General features: G+C 57.4%; 12 protein-coding genes. 9 read left to right on the top strand and 3 right to left on the bottom strand.

All coding sequences use genetic code 11. The features are described 5' to 3' along the window. Positions 1-19 precede the first annotated feature (19 nt). The gene (locus tag Q0932_RS10050) at positions 20-487 is read right to left on the bottom strand and encodes a MarR family transcriptional regulator (protein WP_299351942.1); all 468 of its coding nucleotides are present in this window, start codon (positions 485-487) and stop codon (positions 20-22) included. Positions 488-1,045: 558 nt separating this feature from the next. Here Q0932_RS10050 and Q0932_RS10045 point away from each other — a divergent pair. The 3 genes from Q0932_RS10045 to Q0932_RS10035 all read left to right on the top strand — a co-directional run bounded on the left by Q0932_RS10045 (position 1,046) and on the right by Q0932_RS10035 (position 4,268). Beyond that, on the top strand, positions 1,046-2,047 hold the full coding sequence (locus Q0932_RS10045) for an ABC transporter substrate-binding protein (protein WP_299351940.1): 1,002 nt from the start codon (positions 1,046-1,048) through the stop codon (positions 2,045-2,047). Positions 2,048-2,157: 110 nt separating this feature from the next. Then, positions 2,158-2,964 carry an ABC transporter ATP-binding protein gene (locus Q0932_RS10040; protein WP_299351939.1) on the top strand — a complete coding sequence of 269 codons (807 nt, stop codon included), beginning with the start codon at positions 2,158-2,160 and terminating at the stop codon, positions 2,962-2,964. Continuing rightward, positions 2,961-4,268, top strand: coding sequence for an ABC transporter permease subunit (locus tag Q0932_RS10035; RefSeq protein WP_299351937.1), 1,308 nt, complete (start codon positions 2,961-2,963; stop codon positions 4,266-4,268). The genes Q0932_RS10040 and Q0932_RS10035 overlap by 4 nt, the downstream gene beginning before the upstream one ends. A gap of 80 nt (positions 4,269-4,348) precedes the next feature. On the opposite strand, the gene carB is transcribed toward Q0932_RS10035, so the two are convergent. Beyond that, positions 4,349-7,681 carry a carbamoyl-phosphate synthase large subunit gene (carB, locus tag Q0932_RS10030; RefSeq protein ID WP_299351935.1) on the bottom strand — a complete coding sequence of 1,111 codons (3,333 nt, stop codon included), beginning with the start codon at positions 7,679-7,681 and terminating at the stop codon, positions 4,349-4,351. Between the two features lie 231 nt (positions 7,682-7,912). On the opposite strand from carB, the gene Q0932_RS10025 reads away from it, so the two are divergent. From Q0932_RS10025 to Q0932_RS10000, 6 genes are all read left to right on the top strand, one after another. Continuing rightward, positions 7,913-8,998, top strand: coding sequence for an aminodeoxychorismate synthase component I (locus tag Q0932_RS10025; RefSeq protein WP_299351933.1), 1,086 nt, complete (start codon positions 7,913-7,915; stop codon positions 8,996-8,998). After that, entirely contained in the window at positions 8,953-9,603 is a 651-nt protein-coding gene (locus Q0932_RS10020; RefSeq protein ID WP_299351931.1) for an aminotransferase class IV family protein, read from the top strand. Before Q0932_RS10025 ends, Q0932_RS10020 begins: the two co-directional genes overlap by 46 nt. Before the next feature lie 104 nt (positions 9,604-9,707). Then, positions 9,708-11,558, top strand: coding sequence for an aspartate--tRNA ligase (gene aspS / locus Q0932_RS10015; RefSeq protein WP_299351929.1), 1,851 nt, complete (start codon positions 9,708-9,710; stop codon positions 11,556-11,558). 144 nt (positions 11,559-11,702) lie between these two features. After that, complete coding sequence (locus tag Q0932_RS10010; RefSeq protein WP_299351927.1) at positions 11,703-13,088, top strand: DUF1800 domain-containing protein; 1,386 nt, start codon at positions 11,703-11,705, stop codon at positions 13,086-13,088. An 11-nt stretch (positions 13,089-13,099) separates the two neighbouring features. Next, the gene (locus tag Q0932_RS10005) at positions 13,100-14,326 is read left to right on the top strand and encodes a DUF1501 domain-containing protein (protein ID WP_299351925.1); all 1,227 of its coding nucleotides are present in this window, start codon (positions 13,100-13,102) and stop codon (positions 14,324-14,326) included. Between the two features lie 64 nt (positions 14,327-14,390). Beyond that, complete coding sequence (locus Q0932_RS10000) at positions 14,391-15,107, top strand: GNAT family protein (protein ID WP_299351923.1); 717 nt, start codon at positions 14,391-14,393, stop codon at positions 15,105-15,107. Between the two features lie 7 nt (positions 15,108-15,114). On the opposite strand, the gene Q0932_RS09995 is transcribed toward Q0932_RS10000, so the two are convergent. Beyond that, the gene (locus tag Q0932_RS09995; RefSeq protein ID WP_299351921.1) at positions 15,115-15,831 is read right to left on the bottom strand and encodes a response regulator; all 717 of its coding nucleotides are present in this window, start codon (positions 15,829-15,831) and stop codon (positions 15,115-15,117) included. Positions 15,832-15,900 lie beyond the last annotated feature (69 nt).

Here is a 15,900-nt window from a genome sequence, read left to right as displayed (position 1 = left end):
GGAGGATTTCCGGAAGGGGTCAAAAGTCGTGGTGGCGCACGTTCTTCAAGACGCGCTGTAGGGTTGCCACAAAGGCCGATCGCTCCTCGGATGAGATGCCGTCAAACATCTGCGCGACCGACCCTTCCATGCCGGGCCAAAGGCGATCAAAGGTTTCGCGACCGGTTTTGGTGAGAAAGACGCGTGTCGCGCGCGCGTCTTCCTGATCTGGGACGCGGCGGATCAGTTTGTCTGCCGCAAGCCCGTCCAGCGCCCGAGACAGGGTCGAGTGTTCAACAACTGCATAGACCGCAAGCTGCCCGATCAGGATGCCGTCGCGCGATGCCAGCACAGCAAGGGTTCTGACCTTGGGTGTCGTGAGGCCAAGCTGCGCCATGTCGTTGCGCATGGACGCATTGTAGCGCCCCATGATGCGGTTCATCAGATAGGGGGCAAAACTGTCCAACTCGATGTCTTCCAGCCGGAGGTCTGAGGCGGTTTCGGTCATGTAGTCTCGCGATGTAAGCCGTGTTAACGGTCTTGGGCTCGCAGAAAGTTACCGAAAATTATTTCCATTTGCAAATAATTTCATGCAAATACATATTTTCGCCATCCAAGTCCCCATCGGGATGTCTGCGGCATGATAGAAAATGGGCCGTGTGCCCGGTGGTCTGCGCATGCACGCTTGTCCTTAGCGCCGTTTCTGAAAGTGCCCCTGTTTCCCCGGGCTGCAAGAAATTCGGGCATGGTTGCGACCTCTTGGGCAGTGATGTGTCCAGATGGCTTTTCATTGTGAGTCCAGAAATCTTTGGGATGAGGCATTTTGAAGCAACGCTATTCCAATAGTGTGTTGAAAAAGAACGACTAATGAATGGCATGAACCTTTGAATTCGTCTGAGGAAGGTGTCGTCGCGGATTGGGCCGTGAAAAAAATGATTTGCTTGCACGTGCTTTTTTGCGGCTCAATGCATGGTCAGGAAGGCGTGGGGAGCAGTCCGAAGTCAAAAAGCTAAATAGGCCTGTTCCAAAAACCGCGCACCTGCAAAGACCAACTTGGGAGACTACAATGAAATTTAAACAGAAATTCGCCGGCGCAGCAGCCGCATTGGCCCTGCTGACAAGCGCTCAGGCGGCGATCTCGGAAGAGATCACTGTCGCGTATTTCCTCGAATGGCCGATGCCGTTCCAGTACGCCAAAGTTATGGGCACCTATGAAGAAGCAATGGGCGTCAAGATTAACTGGGTCAGCTTTGACACAGGTACAGCCATGAGCGCAGCAATGGCGTCAGGCGACGTGCATATCTCGGTAAGCCAAGGTGTGCCGCCCTTCGTGGTTGCCGCATCTGCTGGTCAGGACATTCAGGTTGTCGACATCGCTGTCAGCTATTCCGAGAACGACAACTGCGTCGTATCAGAAGCGCTTGAAATCGACAAAGACAGTGCCGGTGAACTGGCGGGTAAGAAAGTGGCCGTTCCACTCGGAACCGCAGCGCACTTTGGCTTCCTGAGCCAGATGAACCACTTTGGTGTGGATGTCAGTGGTCTTGACGTGGTTGACATGGCGCCTGCCGAAGGTGCTGCTGCACTTGCACAAGGCTCGGTCGACATGGCGTGTGGCTGGGGTGGTGCTCTGCGCCGCATGGTCGAGCACGGCAATGTGTTGCTCACCGGTGCAGAAAAAGAAGCTCTGGGCATTCTCGTATTTGACGCGACCACGGCACCTGCCGATTTTGTCGCTGAAGAAGGCGAATTGCTGGCTAAGTTCCTGAAAGTCACGGCAGATGCCAATGACATGTGGAATGCTGGTGGTGATGCCGCGGCCAAAATGCTGCCGGTGATCGCGAAAGACGCAGGTATGGACGAAGCCGATGCGGCAGCGACCATGGCGACCTTTACGTTCCCAAGCGCAGCAGATCAGCTGGGTGACAAATGGCTCGGTGGTGGCGCTGCGACATTCATGAAGGGTGTCGCTGACGTCTTCGTGGGTGCAGGTAGCATCGATGCTGCGCTGGACAGCTACGAAGGTGCTGTGAACGCCGCACCTTTGACCGCCGCAAGCAGCATGTAATTGCACTATGGACGGGGGCGCACGACGATGCGCCCCCACTCCTTTAGACGTACTCGGCGGGTGTGCCGTCAGGCCCTGCCAAAACAACAATACATAGTGAAAGGCGGACCATGACCGGACTGTCGATCGAGAACCTTTCCATGCGCTTTGATTTGCCCGACGGTGGGCATGTGCAAGCGCTGAAGGATGTGAGCCTGCATCTCAAAGAAGGCGAGTTGCTAAGCGTGCTGGGGCCTTCGGGCTGCGGTAAGACGACCTTGCTCAACATCGTTGCTGGCTTTCTTGCTCCGACCGAGGGCCAGATCGTAATGAATGGTCATACGGTTCAGGGACCCGACGCAGAACGCGGCATGGTGTTCCAGCAGGGCGCATTGTTCGAATGGATGAGCGTTCGTGAGAACGTAGGCTTCGGCCCGTCGATGAAGGGCATGCCCAAGCTCGACAAAGCCGAAATCGTTGACCATCTGTTGGATATCGTTGGTCTTCAGGACTTTAAGGAAAAGGCGGTTTATGAGCTGTCAGGTGGCATGCAACAGCGTGTCTCACTGGCTCGGTGCCTCGCAAACGACCCTGATGTCATCCTCATGGATGAACCGCTCGGCGCGCTGGATGCGCTGACCCGCGAAAAAATGCAGAGCCTTGTTCTGAAACTCTGGAAAGAGACAGGCAAGACCATCATCCTCATCACCCACTCGGTTGAAGAGGCCCTGTTGCTGGGGGAACGGTTGATCGTTATGGCGCCGCGTCCAGGGCGTATTCACAAAGAGTACCAGCTGCCATTTGCTGACATGGGCGTCGGGCAGGATCTTCGCGACGTCAAAAAGCATCCCGAATTCGCAGAACGGCGCGAGGAGATCCTCGGCATGATCTGGGATATGGAAGAAGAAATCATGGGACGTACGGAGGCCGCGCAATGATACCGTTTCTCCTCTATGCCGGTATTTTTATCGGCGCATTCTACATCGTCCGCTTCATCCATCATCGCACCGCGATTCAGGATTATACCTCGCTGAAGACTGTAACCTTCGGGGACGAAAGCGCTGTGCGGTCAAACCGGACGGCTTCGATCATCTCGATCGTGACGATCTTTTTCATGTGGGGCACATTCACGGGGTCGGTGTTGTTGCCATCCTTCTTGCACATGCCCGGGCCTTATGTTGGCGACGGACAGTTTGAAATCACGGTTCAGGCACCGGATGGCACGACCGATGATGCCACAGTGTTCTGGCGTGTCTCTGACACCGAAGATGGCGTCGCCCCCGATGCCCCCGAAGGTGATGGTGCGGCTCTGAACGACTCTGTTCTGATCCGCAAGTATCGCAGCGGGCAGCTCCGCTGGGACAAGAACGATGCTACGTCTCGCAAAGACGGCGCTCTTATTGTCGCGATCAACGGGCAGCCGGTTAAGTTCGATCACAACCGTCGTGATGCCAATGACAACATCATCGACACCAAGCCTGAAGTCCAAGTCGAAAACGGCACTGTGACCTTTACCGACAAGGGTGCGCTTAGCATCTCACCCTCCAAGGGTATGCAGATGGAGCCGATCTGGCTGCCGCCCCCTGAAGCTGTCTGGTACCGCTTTATCGAAATCGCTTCTGACGGATATCAGGGCTCGACCCTGCTGGAACATCTGGGCTACTCGCTGTTTCGTGTGATTGTTGGTTTCTTCTTTGGCGCGCTTGTTGGCATTCCTTTGGGGTATGCGATGGGTCTCAGTGACTGGTTCCGCGGTTGGTTTGACCCGATCGTAGAGTTCATGCGTCCGGTACCGCCACTTGCCCTGATCCCGCTGGTGATCATCTGGGCCGGGATTGGAGAGGTGGGCAAGATTATTCTCTTGTTCTTAGCTGCTCTATGGATCATGGCGATTGCCGCGCGATCCGGGGTGTCGGGTGTCAGCATCTCCAAGGTGCATGCGGCCTATAGTCTGGGGGCAAACAAGCCACAGATCATGCGCCACGTGATTATCCCCAACTCGCTACCGGAAATCTTTACCGGTGCCCGGGTGGCGATGGGGGTCTGTTGGGGCACGGTTGTTGCCGCCGAACTGGTCGCCGCGTCGCAAGGCACGGGCATGATGATCATGGTCGCGTCCAAGTTCCAGCTGACCGATATCGTCATCATGGGGATCATCCTGATCGGCATAATCGGCTTTGGCATCGACATGCTGATGCGCTGGGCCGAGCGGGTGCTGGTACCTTGGAAAGGCAAAGGCTGATCCAAGCCCTAAAAGTCACAACAAAAAGGCCCCCGCAATTTTTGCGGGGGCCTTTTGCATCCAAAACGTCAGAGGTGGCATCAGCCCTGCAGGCTGCGGACCTCGATCTCACCTTCTTCGCGCGCTTTCATGGCGCGGGCAGCGGCGTGGCTGGCTGCGGCGGTGGTGAAATAGGGGATTCTGTCCATCAAGGCGACCGAGCGGATTTCACGGCTGTCATTGACCGCCTGCGCCCCTTCGGTGGTGTTCATCACCAACGAGACATCACCGTTTTTCAACTCATCCACGATGTTTGGGCGGCCTTCGTAGACCTTATTGACGCGTTTGCAGGCCACACCTTGCTCGCTGAGCCATTTGGCCGTGCCCGAGGTGGCGACAATGTCAAAGCCCATGCCTGTCAACGTGTGAGCGGCTTCTACCATTTGATCGGTTTTGTCCGCATCCTTGATCGAGATGAACGCTTTGCCACCGGTCGGCAGGATCATCCCCGCGCCCAGTTGTGCCTTGAGAAAGGCGCGGGCAAAGGACCGATCCCAGCCCATGACTTCTCCGGTTGAGCGCATTTCCGGCCCAAGGATCGTATCGACACCAGGAAAGCGGTTGAACGGCATCACGGCCTCTTTAACCGAGTACCAGGGCATGATCGGGTCTGCGAGGGTCATCTGGTCAGCAATGGGCTGCGGTGTCGTAATGTCGGCACCTTCAGAATAGGGCGCACGCAACGGGAAGTTCGACAGGGGCTCTCCGGCCATCAAGCGCGCGGCAATCGAGGCAATCGCGCTGTCAGTTGCCTTCGCCACGAAGGGCACCGTACGCGAGGCGCGCGGGTTTACTTCGATCAGGTAAATCTCATCGTCCTTGATCGCGAACTGTACGTTCATCAGGCCAACGACATTCAGAGCCAGCGCCAGCGCGACAGACTGTTCCTTGATCCGGTCTATCATCTCGGCTTCTAGCGAGTAGGGCGGCAGCGAACAGGCGCTGTCGCCCGAGTGCACGCCAGCCTCTTCGATGTGCTGCATGATGCCTGCGATATGCACGTCTTTGCCGTCACACAAGGCGTCTACGTCCAGCTCTACTGCGCCAGCCAGATAGCTGTCGAGCAGAACTGGGCTGTCGCCCGACACCACAACTGCTTCAGCGATGTAGCGTTCCAGTTGCGCCATGTCGCGCACGATTTCCATGGCGCGGCCACCCAGAACATAAGATGGGCGGATCACCAGCGGAAAGCCGATTTCTTCTGCAATATGAAGCGCTTCGGCGTCGGTGGAGGCAATGCCGTTCTTGGGTTGCTTGAGCCCCAGCTCATTCACCAGCGCCTGGAAGCGTTCACGGTCTTCGGCCAAATCGATGGCGTCTGGCGTGGTGCCGAGGATCGGAATGCCCTCGTCATGCAACGCGTTGGCGAGTTTCAGAGGGGTCTGACCGCCGAACTGCACGATTACGCCGTGCAGCGTGCCGTTTTCCTGTTCTACGCGCAGGATCTCCATCACGTGTTCAAAGGTCAGCGGCTCAAAATACAAGCGGTCCGAGGTGTCATAGTCCGTCGACACGGTCTCGGGGTTACAGTTGACCATGATGGTCTCGTAACCCGCATCGGTCAGCGCGTAGCAGGCGTGACAGCAGCAGTAGTCAAACTCGATCCCCTGGCCGATCCGGTTCGGACCACCGCCCAGAATGACGACTTTCTTGCGGTCGCTGGGGCGGGCTTCGCATTCGACGTCACCCATCATCGGGGCTTCATAGGTCGAGTACATATAAGGCGTCTGCGCCTCGAACTCGGCGGCACAGGTGTCGATGCGTTTGAAGACGGCGGTGACGCCTGCGTTGACCCGTTTGTTTCGGATATCGCGTTCGCTGTAGCCGGTGAGATGTGCCAGTCGCGCGTCGGTAAAGCCCATCATCTTCAGCTTGCGCAGGCCGCGCTCATCCGAGGGCAGCCCGTGTTCTCGCACATATGCCTCGGTGTCGACGATCTCGCGGATGCGCGACAAGAACCACGGGTCGAACATCGTGACATTGTGGATTTCGTCGTCGGTCAGCCCGTGGCGCATGGCTTGCGCGATGGTGCGCATCCGATCTGGAGTCTGCTGGCTGATCGCCTTGATAACGGCGGCCTTGTCCGGTGCGCCTTTGATCTCGATTTCGTCAAAACCGGTCAGGCCTGATTCCATCGAGGCCAGTGCTTTTTGCAGGCTTTCGTGGATCGTCCGGCCAATCGACATGGCCTCACCCACAGATTTCATTGCTGTGGTCAGATAAGGCTCAGATCCCGGGAACTTTTCAAAGGCAAATTTCGGGATCTTGGTGACGACATAGTCGATGCTGGGTTCGAACGACGCAGGTGTCACCTTGGTGATGTCGTTGTCCAGCTCGTCCAACGTAAAGCCAACGGCCAGTTTCGCGGCAATTTTTGCAATCGGGAAGCCCGTTGCCTTCGAAGCCAGCGCGGACGAGCGTGACACCCGCGGGTTCATCTCAATCACAACCATGCGGCCATCTGCGGGGTTCACGGCCCACTGTACGTTCGATCCGCCTGTCTCCACGCCAATCTCGCGCAGAACCGCGATCGAGTGGTTGCGCATGATCTGGTATTCTTTGTCAGTCAGCGTTAGGGCAGGGGCCACTGTGATCGAGTCCCCGGTGTGCACGCCCATCGGGTCAACGTTTTCGATGGAACAGACGATAATGGCGTTGTCGGCCTTGTCGCGCACAACCTCCATCTCAAACTCTTTCCAACCCAGCAGGCTTTCGTCGATCAGGATCTGGTTGACCGGGCTGGCGTCCATGCCGGTGCGGCAAAAGTGGATGTAATCTTCGCGGTTATAGGCAACCCCACCGCCGGTGCCGCCCATCGTAAAGGCCGGGCGAATAATGGCAGGCAGACCAATGTCTTCCAGTTCCTCCAACGCCAATCGGATGCCTTCGTCCAGATCGTCCTCGCCATTGTCCTTCTTCGGAGCCGTCACGATCGAGGCGCGCGGGTTCTCAATACCAAGGCGATCCATCGCTTCGCGGAACAGCTTGCGGTCTTCGGCCATTTCGATCGCGCCCCGCTTGGCACCGATCATCTCAACGCCGAACTTGTCCAGAACGCCCATTTCTTCCAGCGCGAGCGAGGTGTTTAGGCCCGTCTGCCCACCCATTGTCGGCAATAGTGCGTCGGGGCGCTCTTTCTCGATGATCTTGGCCACCACTTCGGGCGTGATCGGTTCGATGTACGTTGCGTCTGCCAGTTCCGGGTCGGTCATGATTGTGGCCGGGTTCGAGTTGACCAGAACCACCCGGTAACCCTCCTCGCGCAGCGCCTTACAGGCTTGAGCGCCCGAGTAATCAAATTCGCAGGCTTGTCCAATCACAATGGGACCAGCCCCGATGATCATGATCGAGGAGATGTCGGTTCTTTTGGGCATGGCAGACCTCGGGTTCAGGGGCGAGCCGCAGCAGAGAGGGAGTCGCCCGAAATCGCAAATTGTCGTGGGTTATAACTATCGCGGGGCAAGGTGCAAGGGGGATCGGTTCAGTGACACAAATTGCCGCTTTCCAATATAGGCATTTTCGCAGATCAGCCTACACAAAACGCAGATTCTTAATCGGGGGCTTCGTTGGAGATTCGTTTTGATCAGGGACCACGGCAAGGCGGCATGTTTTTTCATGCTGCCAAGAGGTTTATCGTAGCCGAAACTCAAGCGGATGTCCCCGCAGCACTTGAGCGCCTGGACCAGACGCGGCAGGACGGTTTCTGGCTGGCGGGATATGCCAGTTATGAGATGGGCTATGCGCTGGAGCCGCGTCTTTCAAAGAGAATGCCGGCACATCGGCGCGTTCCTCTGATCTGTTTCGGAGCCTTTGATGCGCCCGAAATCATCCCGCAGTTTCATGAATTGCCTTTTGACCTTGGAAGCTTTGCCGCCAATTGGAGCAGCTTGGCCTATGAGCAAGCCTTTCAAAAAGTGCGCGACCTGATCGGGCAGGGCGACATCTATCAGGCCAACCTGACGTTTCCGATGCGAGCCGCCTTTCGTGGCGATCCCTTGTCGCTCTACAATGCGCTGGCGCGGCGACAACCGGTCGGCCATGGCGCCTACATCCAGCAGCCGGGGCTTCCGACCTTTCTGAGCCGCTCTCCGGAATTGTTTTTCCGCACGGATACGTCCGGGCGCATCGAGACCCGCCCCATGAAAGGCACGCAACCCCGTTCCATTGATCCGCAAGAGGACGCACGTCGCAAACTCTGGTTGGTTCAGGATGAGAAAAATCGCGCTGAGAACCTTATGATCGTTGATCTTTTGCGCAATGACATCAGTCGCGTCGCTATGGCAGGCAGCGTGCATGTGCCCGATCTGTTCAGGATTGAGACCTACGCGACGGTGCACCAGATGGTTTCAACCGTCGCAGCCCAATTGAAACAGGATGCAACCCTGTCCGACATCTTCCGCGCACTTTTCCCCTGCGGGTCGATCACTGGAGCGCCCAAGTTGCGCGCCATGGAAATCCTGAACGACTTAGAGCCATGGCCGCGCGACATTTATTGTGGGACGATCGGATGGGCCGCGCCAGACGGCAGATCCGAATTCAACGTCGCCATTCGCACCCTGATGATCGAAGATGACACCGCCACGTTGAACGTAGGCGGGGGTGTTGTGTGGGACAGCACAGCCACATCAGAATTTGAGGAAGCTCTATGGAAAGCCCGTTTCGCGCGCCAATTCCTGCCGGAACCCGCCTGATCGAAACCTTTCGGTTTTGCGCGGCGACGCAATCGGTGCCCCGATTGGATTTGCATTTGGCACGGCTAGAGCGATCCGCGCGCGTTATGGGCTTTCCAGTCGACGCCCAAGCGCTTCAGGCCTGCATTATGGCTTTGAGTGGGCAAATTGACTTGCGGTGTCGACTAACGCTGTCTGAGGACGGTGCCAGTGAAATCACCACGGCGGAACTCTCATCTCAGACCGCCGCGATCTGGCACGTCGCCATTGCGGATCAACCCCTGCACTCGGACGATCCTTGGTTGCGTTACAAAACCACGCAGCGCGCGGTTTATGATCTGGCGCGCAAGGAATTGCCGCAGGGCGTGGATGAGCTGTTATTTCTCAATGAGCACGGTGAGCTGTGTGAAGGCACAATCACCAATCTCTTTGTCACACTGGAAACAGGGGCAAGGGTCACACCGCACCTGTCCTGCGGGCTTTTGCCGGGTGTCTTACGTCAGTCTTTGCTCGAGACCGGGGACGTACAAGAAGGCGTCATCGACCTGCCCATGCTGCAATCGGCCAAGGCCATTCATGTGGGGAATTCCTTGCGCGGGTTGATCCCAGTCCGGCTTAAGCGCTGAAATCACCGCCTTTGCGGCAACTTCGACCCAACCTCCCTTGACTTTGCCCCCCTAAAGAGGTGTATCGGCGCGACTTCACACTTCACCCGTCCGAGGGAGCTATCATGCACGCTTTTCGCAGCCATACTTGCGCCGATCTGAACAAATCCAACGTCGGCGACACCGTGCGCCTTTCGGGTTGGGTACACCGTATCCGAGATCATGGTGGCATCCTGTTCATCGACTTGCGCGACCACTATGGCATGACGCAGGTTTTGTGTGACCCCGATAGCCCGGTTTTTGCCGAGATGGAAAAGGTGCGCTCGGAATGGTGCATTCGCATCGACGGCAATGTGAAGGCCCGCGATGAAGACCTGATCAACCCCAAGCTTCCGACCGGTGAAATCGAAGTGTTCGTTCGTGATCTCGAAGTGCTGGGCGCCGCGGATGAATTGCCGCTGATGGTGTTTGGCGATCAGGAATACCCCGAAGAAACCCGCCTGAAGTACCGCTTCCTCGATCTGCGCCGCGATATCATGCAAGACAACATGAAACTGCGCTCGGACGTTGTGATGTCGATGCGCAAACGCATGTGGGAGCAGGATTTCCGCGAGTATCAGACACCGATTATCACGGCTTCCAGCCCCGAAGGTGCGCGCGACTTCCTCGTGCCCTCGCGTCTGCATCCGGGCAAGTTCTATGCCCTGCCTCAGGCCCCGCAGCAGTTCAAACAGCTGATGATGGTCGCAGGGTTCGACAAGTATTTCCAAATCGCGCCGTGCTTCCGCGACGAAGACCCGCGCGCCGACCGCTCGCCGACCGACTTCTACCAGCTCGACATGGAGATGTCCTTTGTTACCCAACAGGACGTGTTCGACACGATCCAGCCGGTGCTGCAAGGCGTGTTTGAAGAGTTCGGCGAAGGCCGCAAGGTCGATCAGGAGTGGCCGCAAATTTCCTATGCCGATGCCGCCAAGTGGTACGGCACCGACAAACCCGACCTGCGCAACCCGATCAAAATGCAGGAAGTCTCCGAACACTTCCGTGGCTCGGGCTTTGCGATCTTTGCCAAACTGCTTGAGCAGGAAGGCACCGAAGTGCGCGCCATTCCCGCCCCAACCGGCGGTGGTCGCAAGTTCTGCGACCGTATGAACAAATTCGCGCAAGAACAGGGTCTGCCCGGCATGGGCTATATCTTCTGGCGCGATAAGACTGCCGATAGCGTGGCGCAGGAACTGGGTATTCCGGTTAAGGAAGCGCAGGCCAAATTGAAATCCGGTGAAGTCCCCGGTGGCATGGAAGCTGCAGGCCCACTGGCCAAGAACATCGGCCCCGAGCGCACCGAAGCCATCCGTCAGCAACTGGGTCTGGGTGTCGGCGACGCGGCCTTCTTCCTTGGCGGCAAACCCAAAGCTTTCGAAGGCGTTGCAGGCCGTGCCCGCGACGTGATTGGCAAAGAGTTGAAGCTCCTGGACGAAGACCGCTTTGCTTTCGCATGGATTGTCGACTTCCCGATCTTCCAGAAAGACGAGGAAACCGGCGCGGTCGACTTCGACCACAACCCGTTCTCGATGCCACAGGGCGGCATGGATATTTTGGAAAACGATCCGCTTTCGGCGACAGGCTTCCAATATGACCTTGCTTGTAACGGCTATGAACTGGTGTCCGGTGCGATCCGGAACCACAAGCCAGAGATTATGTTCAAGGCGTTTGAGATTGCCGGTTACGGCGAAGACGAAGTGCGCAAGCGTTTCGGTGGCATGGTCAACGCCTTTAAATACGGCGCGCCGCCGCACGGTGGCTGTGCTGCCGGTGTCGACCGCATCGTCATGCTGCTCGCCGATCAGCAGAACATTCGTGAAGTGGTGATGTTCCCGATGAACCAGCGCGCCGAAGACCTGATGATGAACGCGCCTTCTGATCCGACCTCGGATCAGTTGATGGAGCTGGGACTGCGGGTCATCCCGCAAGACTAGGCGATCAAAAATCCATTGTAAGGGCTGCCAGACTGGCGGCCCTTTTTTGTTTTCGCACGTTTTGGCCAATGTCGTGGATGTGACCACCAAAGCAGCCTATCCTGCGTTAGAATGGGTGGTAGGCGTAAACGAAAGGGCGGTCACGTGGCTTTTGATCCGATCATTGCGGAAACCCGCTTTGGATGTGGGCTATCTCCTGTGGTCAGGCCGCCAGAAACGATTGCGGAGATTCTGGATGGCACGAGCCAACCCAGTCACGTAGAAACCCAGTATCCGATTGCAAGTTTTGACCACTATCTGACGCGTGTTTTAGTGCTGGGCGAGGCGCGCAAGAAAATTCGGGCAAAGAACGGACCGGATAAGGCTCAAGAGCTTCGAAAACAGCTTCGTGTGTTTTTGCGCGCGAGTGCTGTGGATCAGAGGCATTGGCTTGTGCAATCCATGCTACGTCGTAGTTCAACGGATGCGGGGTTTCGCGAGAGATTGGCGTTTTTCTGGGCCGATCACTTTACGGCCAAAGGCAAGAGGCAGGCGCTTCGCTATTCGTCGGCCCCCTATGCCGAAAGCGCAATCCGCCCTCATCTAACAGGGCGGTTCGAGGACATGCTGATCGCGGCGGTCACACATCCGTTGATGCTCAGTTTCCTGGATCAAGAGAAGTCGGTTGGCCCCGCCAGTCCTTTTGCCCTCAAACGTCAGGCAAAACAGTTTGGTTTGAATGAAAACCTCGCCCGAGAGGTTCTTGAGTTGCACACGCTGGGGGTTGCAGGCCCATATAGTCAGACTGATGTACGCCAGTTGGCGGAACTGTTTGCGGGGCTGCAATGGAAAACTGATGTTGGGTTGGCCTACCGACCTGAAATCGCCGAGCCAGGGGCAGAGCGGGTTTTGGGAAAATGGTACGGATCCCAGCAAGGGCAATTGGCGGATATCCATGCAGTTCTGCGCGATTTGGCACGACATCCGTCCACGGCGCGGCATATTGCGCATAAGCTCGCCGTGCACTTTGTCTCTGATGCGCCTGACGACGCTTTGGTGCGAGCCATCGAAGCCGCATATCTTGATACAGACGGGCATTTGCCAGCGGTCTATCACGCCATGCTGTCCCATACTCTGTCCTGGCAAGGCGCTGGCAATGTGAAGCAACCCGTTGAATTTGTAGGATCATCTTTGCGAGCGTTGGGGTTCGCACAAAGTGATGCCACTGCGCTTGAAGACAAAAATGTCAAAACGCAGTTTCTGGCGCCTCTCCTCCTTATGGGGCAGCCTTGGGAGGGAGCAACTGGCCCTGATGGTTGGTCCGAGGACGATCAGCAATGGGCCTCACCGCAAGGGTTGGCCGCGCGGCCGCAATGGGCGTTGAGCTTGCCTGAGATCCTTCCTCAAGCAAGGCCAGACCCCCGCGAGTTTGTCCGTGTTGCGCTTGGTCCGGATGCGCCCGAGCGGGTTGTCTTTGCAGCCGGGGCTGCCGAGAGCCGCCGGGAGGGCATCGCGCTTGTTTTGATGTCACCGGCGTTTCAGAGGCACTAGGAGAGCGAGAGATGACACATATCCTGTCACGTCGAGGGTTCATGATGCGGAGCGCCGCAATCGGTTGCTCTCTTGCCGCCAGCCCCTTGGTGACGCCTATGACGTTCGCATCGGCTCCATGGGACAACCGCTTGGTGGTCATCATCCTGAGAGGCGGGCTCGATGGCTTGGACGCGGTGCGGCCTTGGGGTGATCCAGATTTCGTTAACGCACGGCCCAGTTTGGCTACAGAACGCGATCCGGCGCTGGCGCTGGACAACTATTTTGGTCTGCACCCCGCGCTCGCACCACTTATGCCACTATGGCAGGCGGGTGAGTTGGGATTTGTTCACGCGGCCTCGCAACCTTATCGCGACAAGCGCAGCCATTTTGACGGCCAGGATTTGCTGGAGGCCGGTTTGGCCTCACGCGAAGGAGGTTTGCGTGACGGGTGGTTGAACCGCATGTTACAGGGGGTTCCGAACGTCACCGCAGACACCACCTATGCGATCGGACGTGAAGACATGTTGCTGACCCGTGGTGCAGCTCTTGTGCTAAGGTGGACACCCGAGGTGGATATCGGACTGAGCGCGCAAGGGCTAATGCTGATGGAATTGACCATGCAGGATGATCCCATGCTGGCCCAAGCGATGGCGCAGGCTGTGAACCTGGCCGATCAGGATGGTGATCCGGTGGTCATGGCCGACGAACAGGACATGATGGAGGGCATGGCGGCCGATCAAAAGGTCCTGAAAGGCTCCAAAAGTCACGAGCGCATTGCAGACTTCGCAGCCCAGCAGCTGAGACAGGACGCGCGGATCACCTCGTTTTCCATCGGAGGTTGGGACACACATGCCAATCAATCCCGTGTCTTGGCAAAACCTCTCAGCAAACTGGCAGATACCATTCTACGATTGAAAGACGGGGTAGGGGCGAACGTCTGGGGTAAGACCACGGTCATCGCCATGACCGAGTTTGGCCGGACGGTCCGCGAAAATGGCACCAAGGGTACAGACCACGGAACGGGTGGGGTCATGGTTTTGTCTGGTGGGGCGTTGCGGGGTGGCAAGGTCTATGGTCGCTGGCCCGGGCTGTCTGAGGCAGCACTTTATGACCGCCGCGATCTGATGCCAACGGACGATGTGCGGCGCTGGGCGGCCTGGGCAATGCGCGGCAGTTTCGGCCTGTCGCGCGATCATCTGGAACGAGTGGTTTTCCCGGGGCTCGACCTTGCAGACGATCCCAATATGCTTCTTTGAAATCAGGGTCTTGGAAAGTTGACCAAGTTTGTGCAACTCTGGGCACAGCGTTGGGAGATTGACAATGGCAGACGCAAGACCTTTGGGCACTGTGCTGGAAAACTGGACGCCGCCTCCGGTGCCATCCAAGGATGTGATTGAAGGGCGGTATGCCCGGCTCGAACCTTTGAACGCCGAGAAACATGCCGCGCTTTTGTTCCGGGCCTATGAGGGACAGGACGCGGTTTGGGACTATCTTCCCTATGGCCCGTTTCATTCCGCTGCGGCCTACCACCGTTGGGTTCGCTCAATCGCTGAGCAACCCGATCCTTTTTTCTATGCGATTTATGACAAAGACAGCGGCGCGTGGGGCGGCGTGGCAACGCTGATGCGAATCCAACCTGAAGTCGGCAGCATTGAAACCGGGCATATCAACCTCTCACCACAGCTACAGGGGACTCGCGCGGCGACCGAAGCGTTTGTGTTGTTGATGAAATGGGCGTTTGAGGCGGGATATCGTCGATTTGAATGGAAGTGTGACGCGCTGAACAAACCCTCGCGCCGTGCTGCACAGCGTTTGGGGCTGAGCTATGAAGGCGTGTTCCGCCAGCATGTCGTGGTCAAAGGCCGTAATCGTGACACCGCATGGTTCGCGGCGATTGACAAGGATTGGCCAGCCTTGTCCACGGCCTATGATGTATGGTTATCGCCTGCAAATTTTGACTCAGATGGACGTCAGATTGAACGGTTGGGCGATATGACTCAACTGGCCCGCGTCAGCGACGATCCCTCACTGTTCTGATCTTGTTTCAGATGGCGGGTTCGCGCTCTAACCGGTCTTGAACCATCTGGTTCAGTCTTACGACATCCGCATTCAGAACTTTGCCTTTCGCATAGGCGTTTGTGATTGCTTCGGCCGCGTTGGCAAGTGACATGTCTTGGGCGCTCCTTGCAATGCCCGCAAGGAATTGCGCCACATATTCAATGACTTCGTCCTGCTTGCCTTCGGAAAGCGTGTCAGCGGCATGGCACAGGTCATCACGATAGGCGACCGGATCAGGTTTGATGGTATCATCCGGCAGCACGCGGGGGCCTGATGGTTGTTGGTCGGCGGGCAGGCGGGTCAGCACGGCTTGCTGGAAATCTGCGAGGCTATTCAAAGGTTTGCTGAGGAAACCATCGGCCCCGGCAGCGATGGCGATATCTTCGACAAAACTGTCACCGGAAATGCCCAGCAACACGCTGACGCGCGGGGTTGCGCCTGCCAGCTCCTCGATCAGTTCCGCCCCTGAGCCATCTGGCAATCCCATATCGACGATCACAACTGATGGGCGATAGAGCTGCAGGTGACGTCGCGCGGACCGCAGGCAGTCGGCCCGTCTGATCCGAGCGCCGCTGCGCAGGCACAATAGTCGTAGCGCGTCGCAAGCATATCGGCTGTCCTCGACCACAAGGACCGTCAGGCCCAGCAGCGGGCGCGTTGGCGTTGGCAACCGATGTGCGGTCATGCGGTCAAACTCATCCATGGGGATCTCCTTCAGGCAGCTTTGTCCAACGCTAGTGCAGAGATGGTGAACAAGAGGTTAAGGCATACC

This window comes from uncultured Shimia sp. (assembly GCF_947498095.1).
In the GTDB taxonomy this organism is placed as follows: domain Bacteria; phylum Pseudomonadota; class Alphaproteobacteria; order Rhodobacterales; family Rhodobacteraceae; genus Shimia.
Note: the sequence above shows the minus strand (reverse complement) of the source record. Positions and strands in the feature narration are given on the sequence as shown.

Excerpts from the sequence above, each read along its gene's own strand:
- Q0932_RS10040 (WP_299351939.1), top strand. The coding sequence starts at position 2,158 with ATGACCGGACTGTCGATCGAGAACCTTTCCATGCGCTTTGATTTGCCC.
- Q0932_RS10005 (WP_299351925.1), top strand. The coding sequence starts at position 13,100 with ATGACACATATCCTGTCACGTCGAGGGTTCATGATGCGGAGCGCCGCA.
- aspS (WP_299351929.1), top strand. The coding sequence starts at position 9,708 with ATGCACGCTTTTCGCAGCCATACTTGCGCCGATCTGAACAAATCCAAC.
- Q0932_RS10045 (WP_299351940.1), top strand. The coding sequence starts at position 1,046 with ATGAAATTTAAACAGAAATTCGCCGGCGCAGCAGCCGCATTGGCCCTG.
- Q0932_RS10035 (WP_299351937.1), top strand. The coding sequence starts at position 2,961 with ATGATACCGTTTCTCCTCTATGCCGGTATTTTTATCGGCGCATTCTAC.
- Q0932_RS10000 (WP_299351923.1), top strand. The coding sequence starts at position 14,391 with ATGGCAGACGCAAGACCTTTGGGCACTGTGCTGGAAAACTGGACGCCG.
- Q0932_RS10020 (WP_299351931.1), top strand. The coding sequence starts at position 8,953 with ATGGAAAGCCCGTTTCGCGCGCCAATTCCTGCCGGAACCCGCCTGATC.
- Q0932_RS10025 (WP_299351933.1), top strand. The coding sequence starts at position 7,913 with ATGTTTTTTCATGCTGCCAAGAGGTTTATCGTAGCCGAAACTCAAGCG.
- Q0932_RS09995 (WP_299351921.1), bottom strand. The coding sequence starts at position 15,831 with ATGGATGAGTTTGACCGCATGACCGCACATCGGTTGCCAACGCCAACG.
- carB (WP_299351935.1), bottom strand. The coding sequence starts at position 7,681 with ATGCCCAAAAGAACCGACATCTCCTCGATCATGATCATCGGGGCTGGT.
- Q0932_RS10050 (WP_299351942.1), bottom strand. The coding sequence starts at position 487 with ATGACCGAAACCGCCTCAGACCTCCGGCTGGAAGACATCGAGTTGGAC.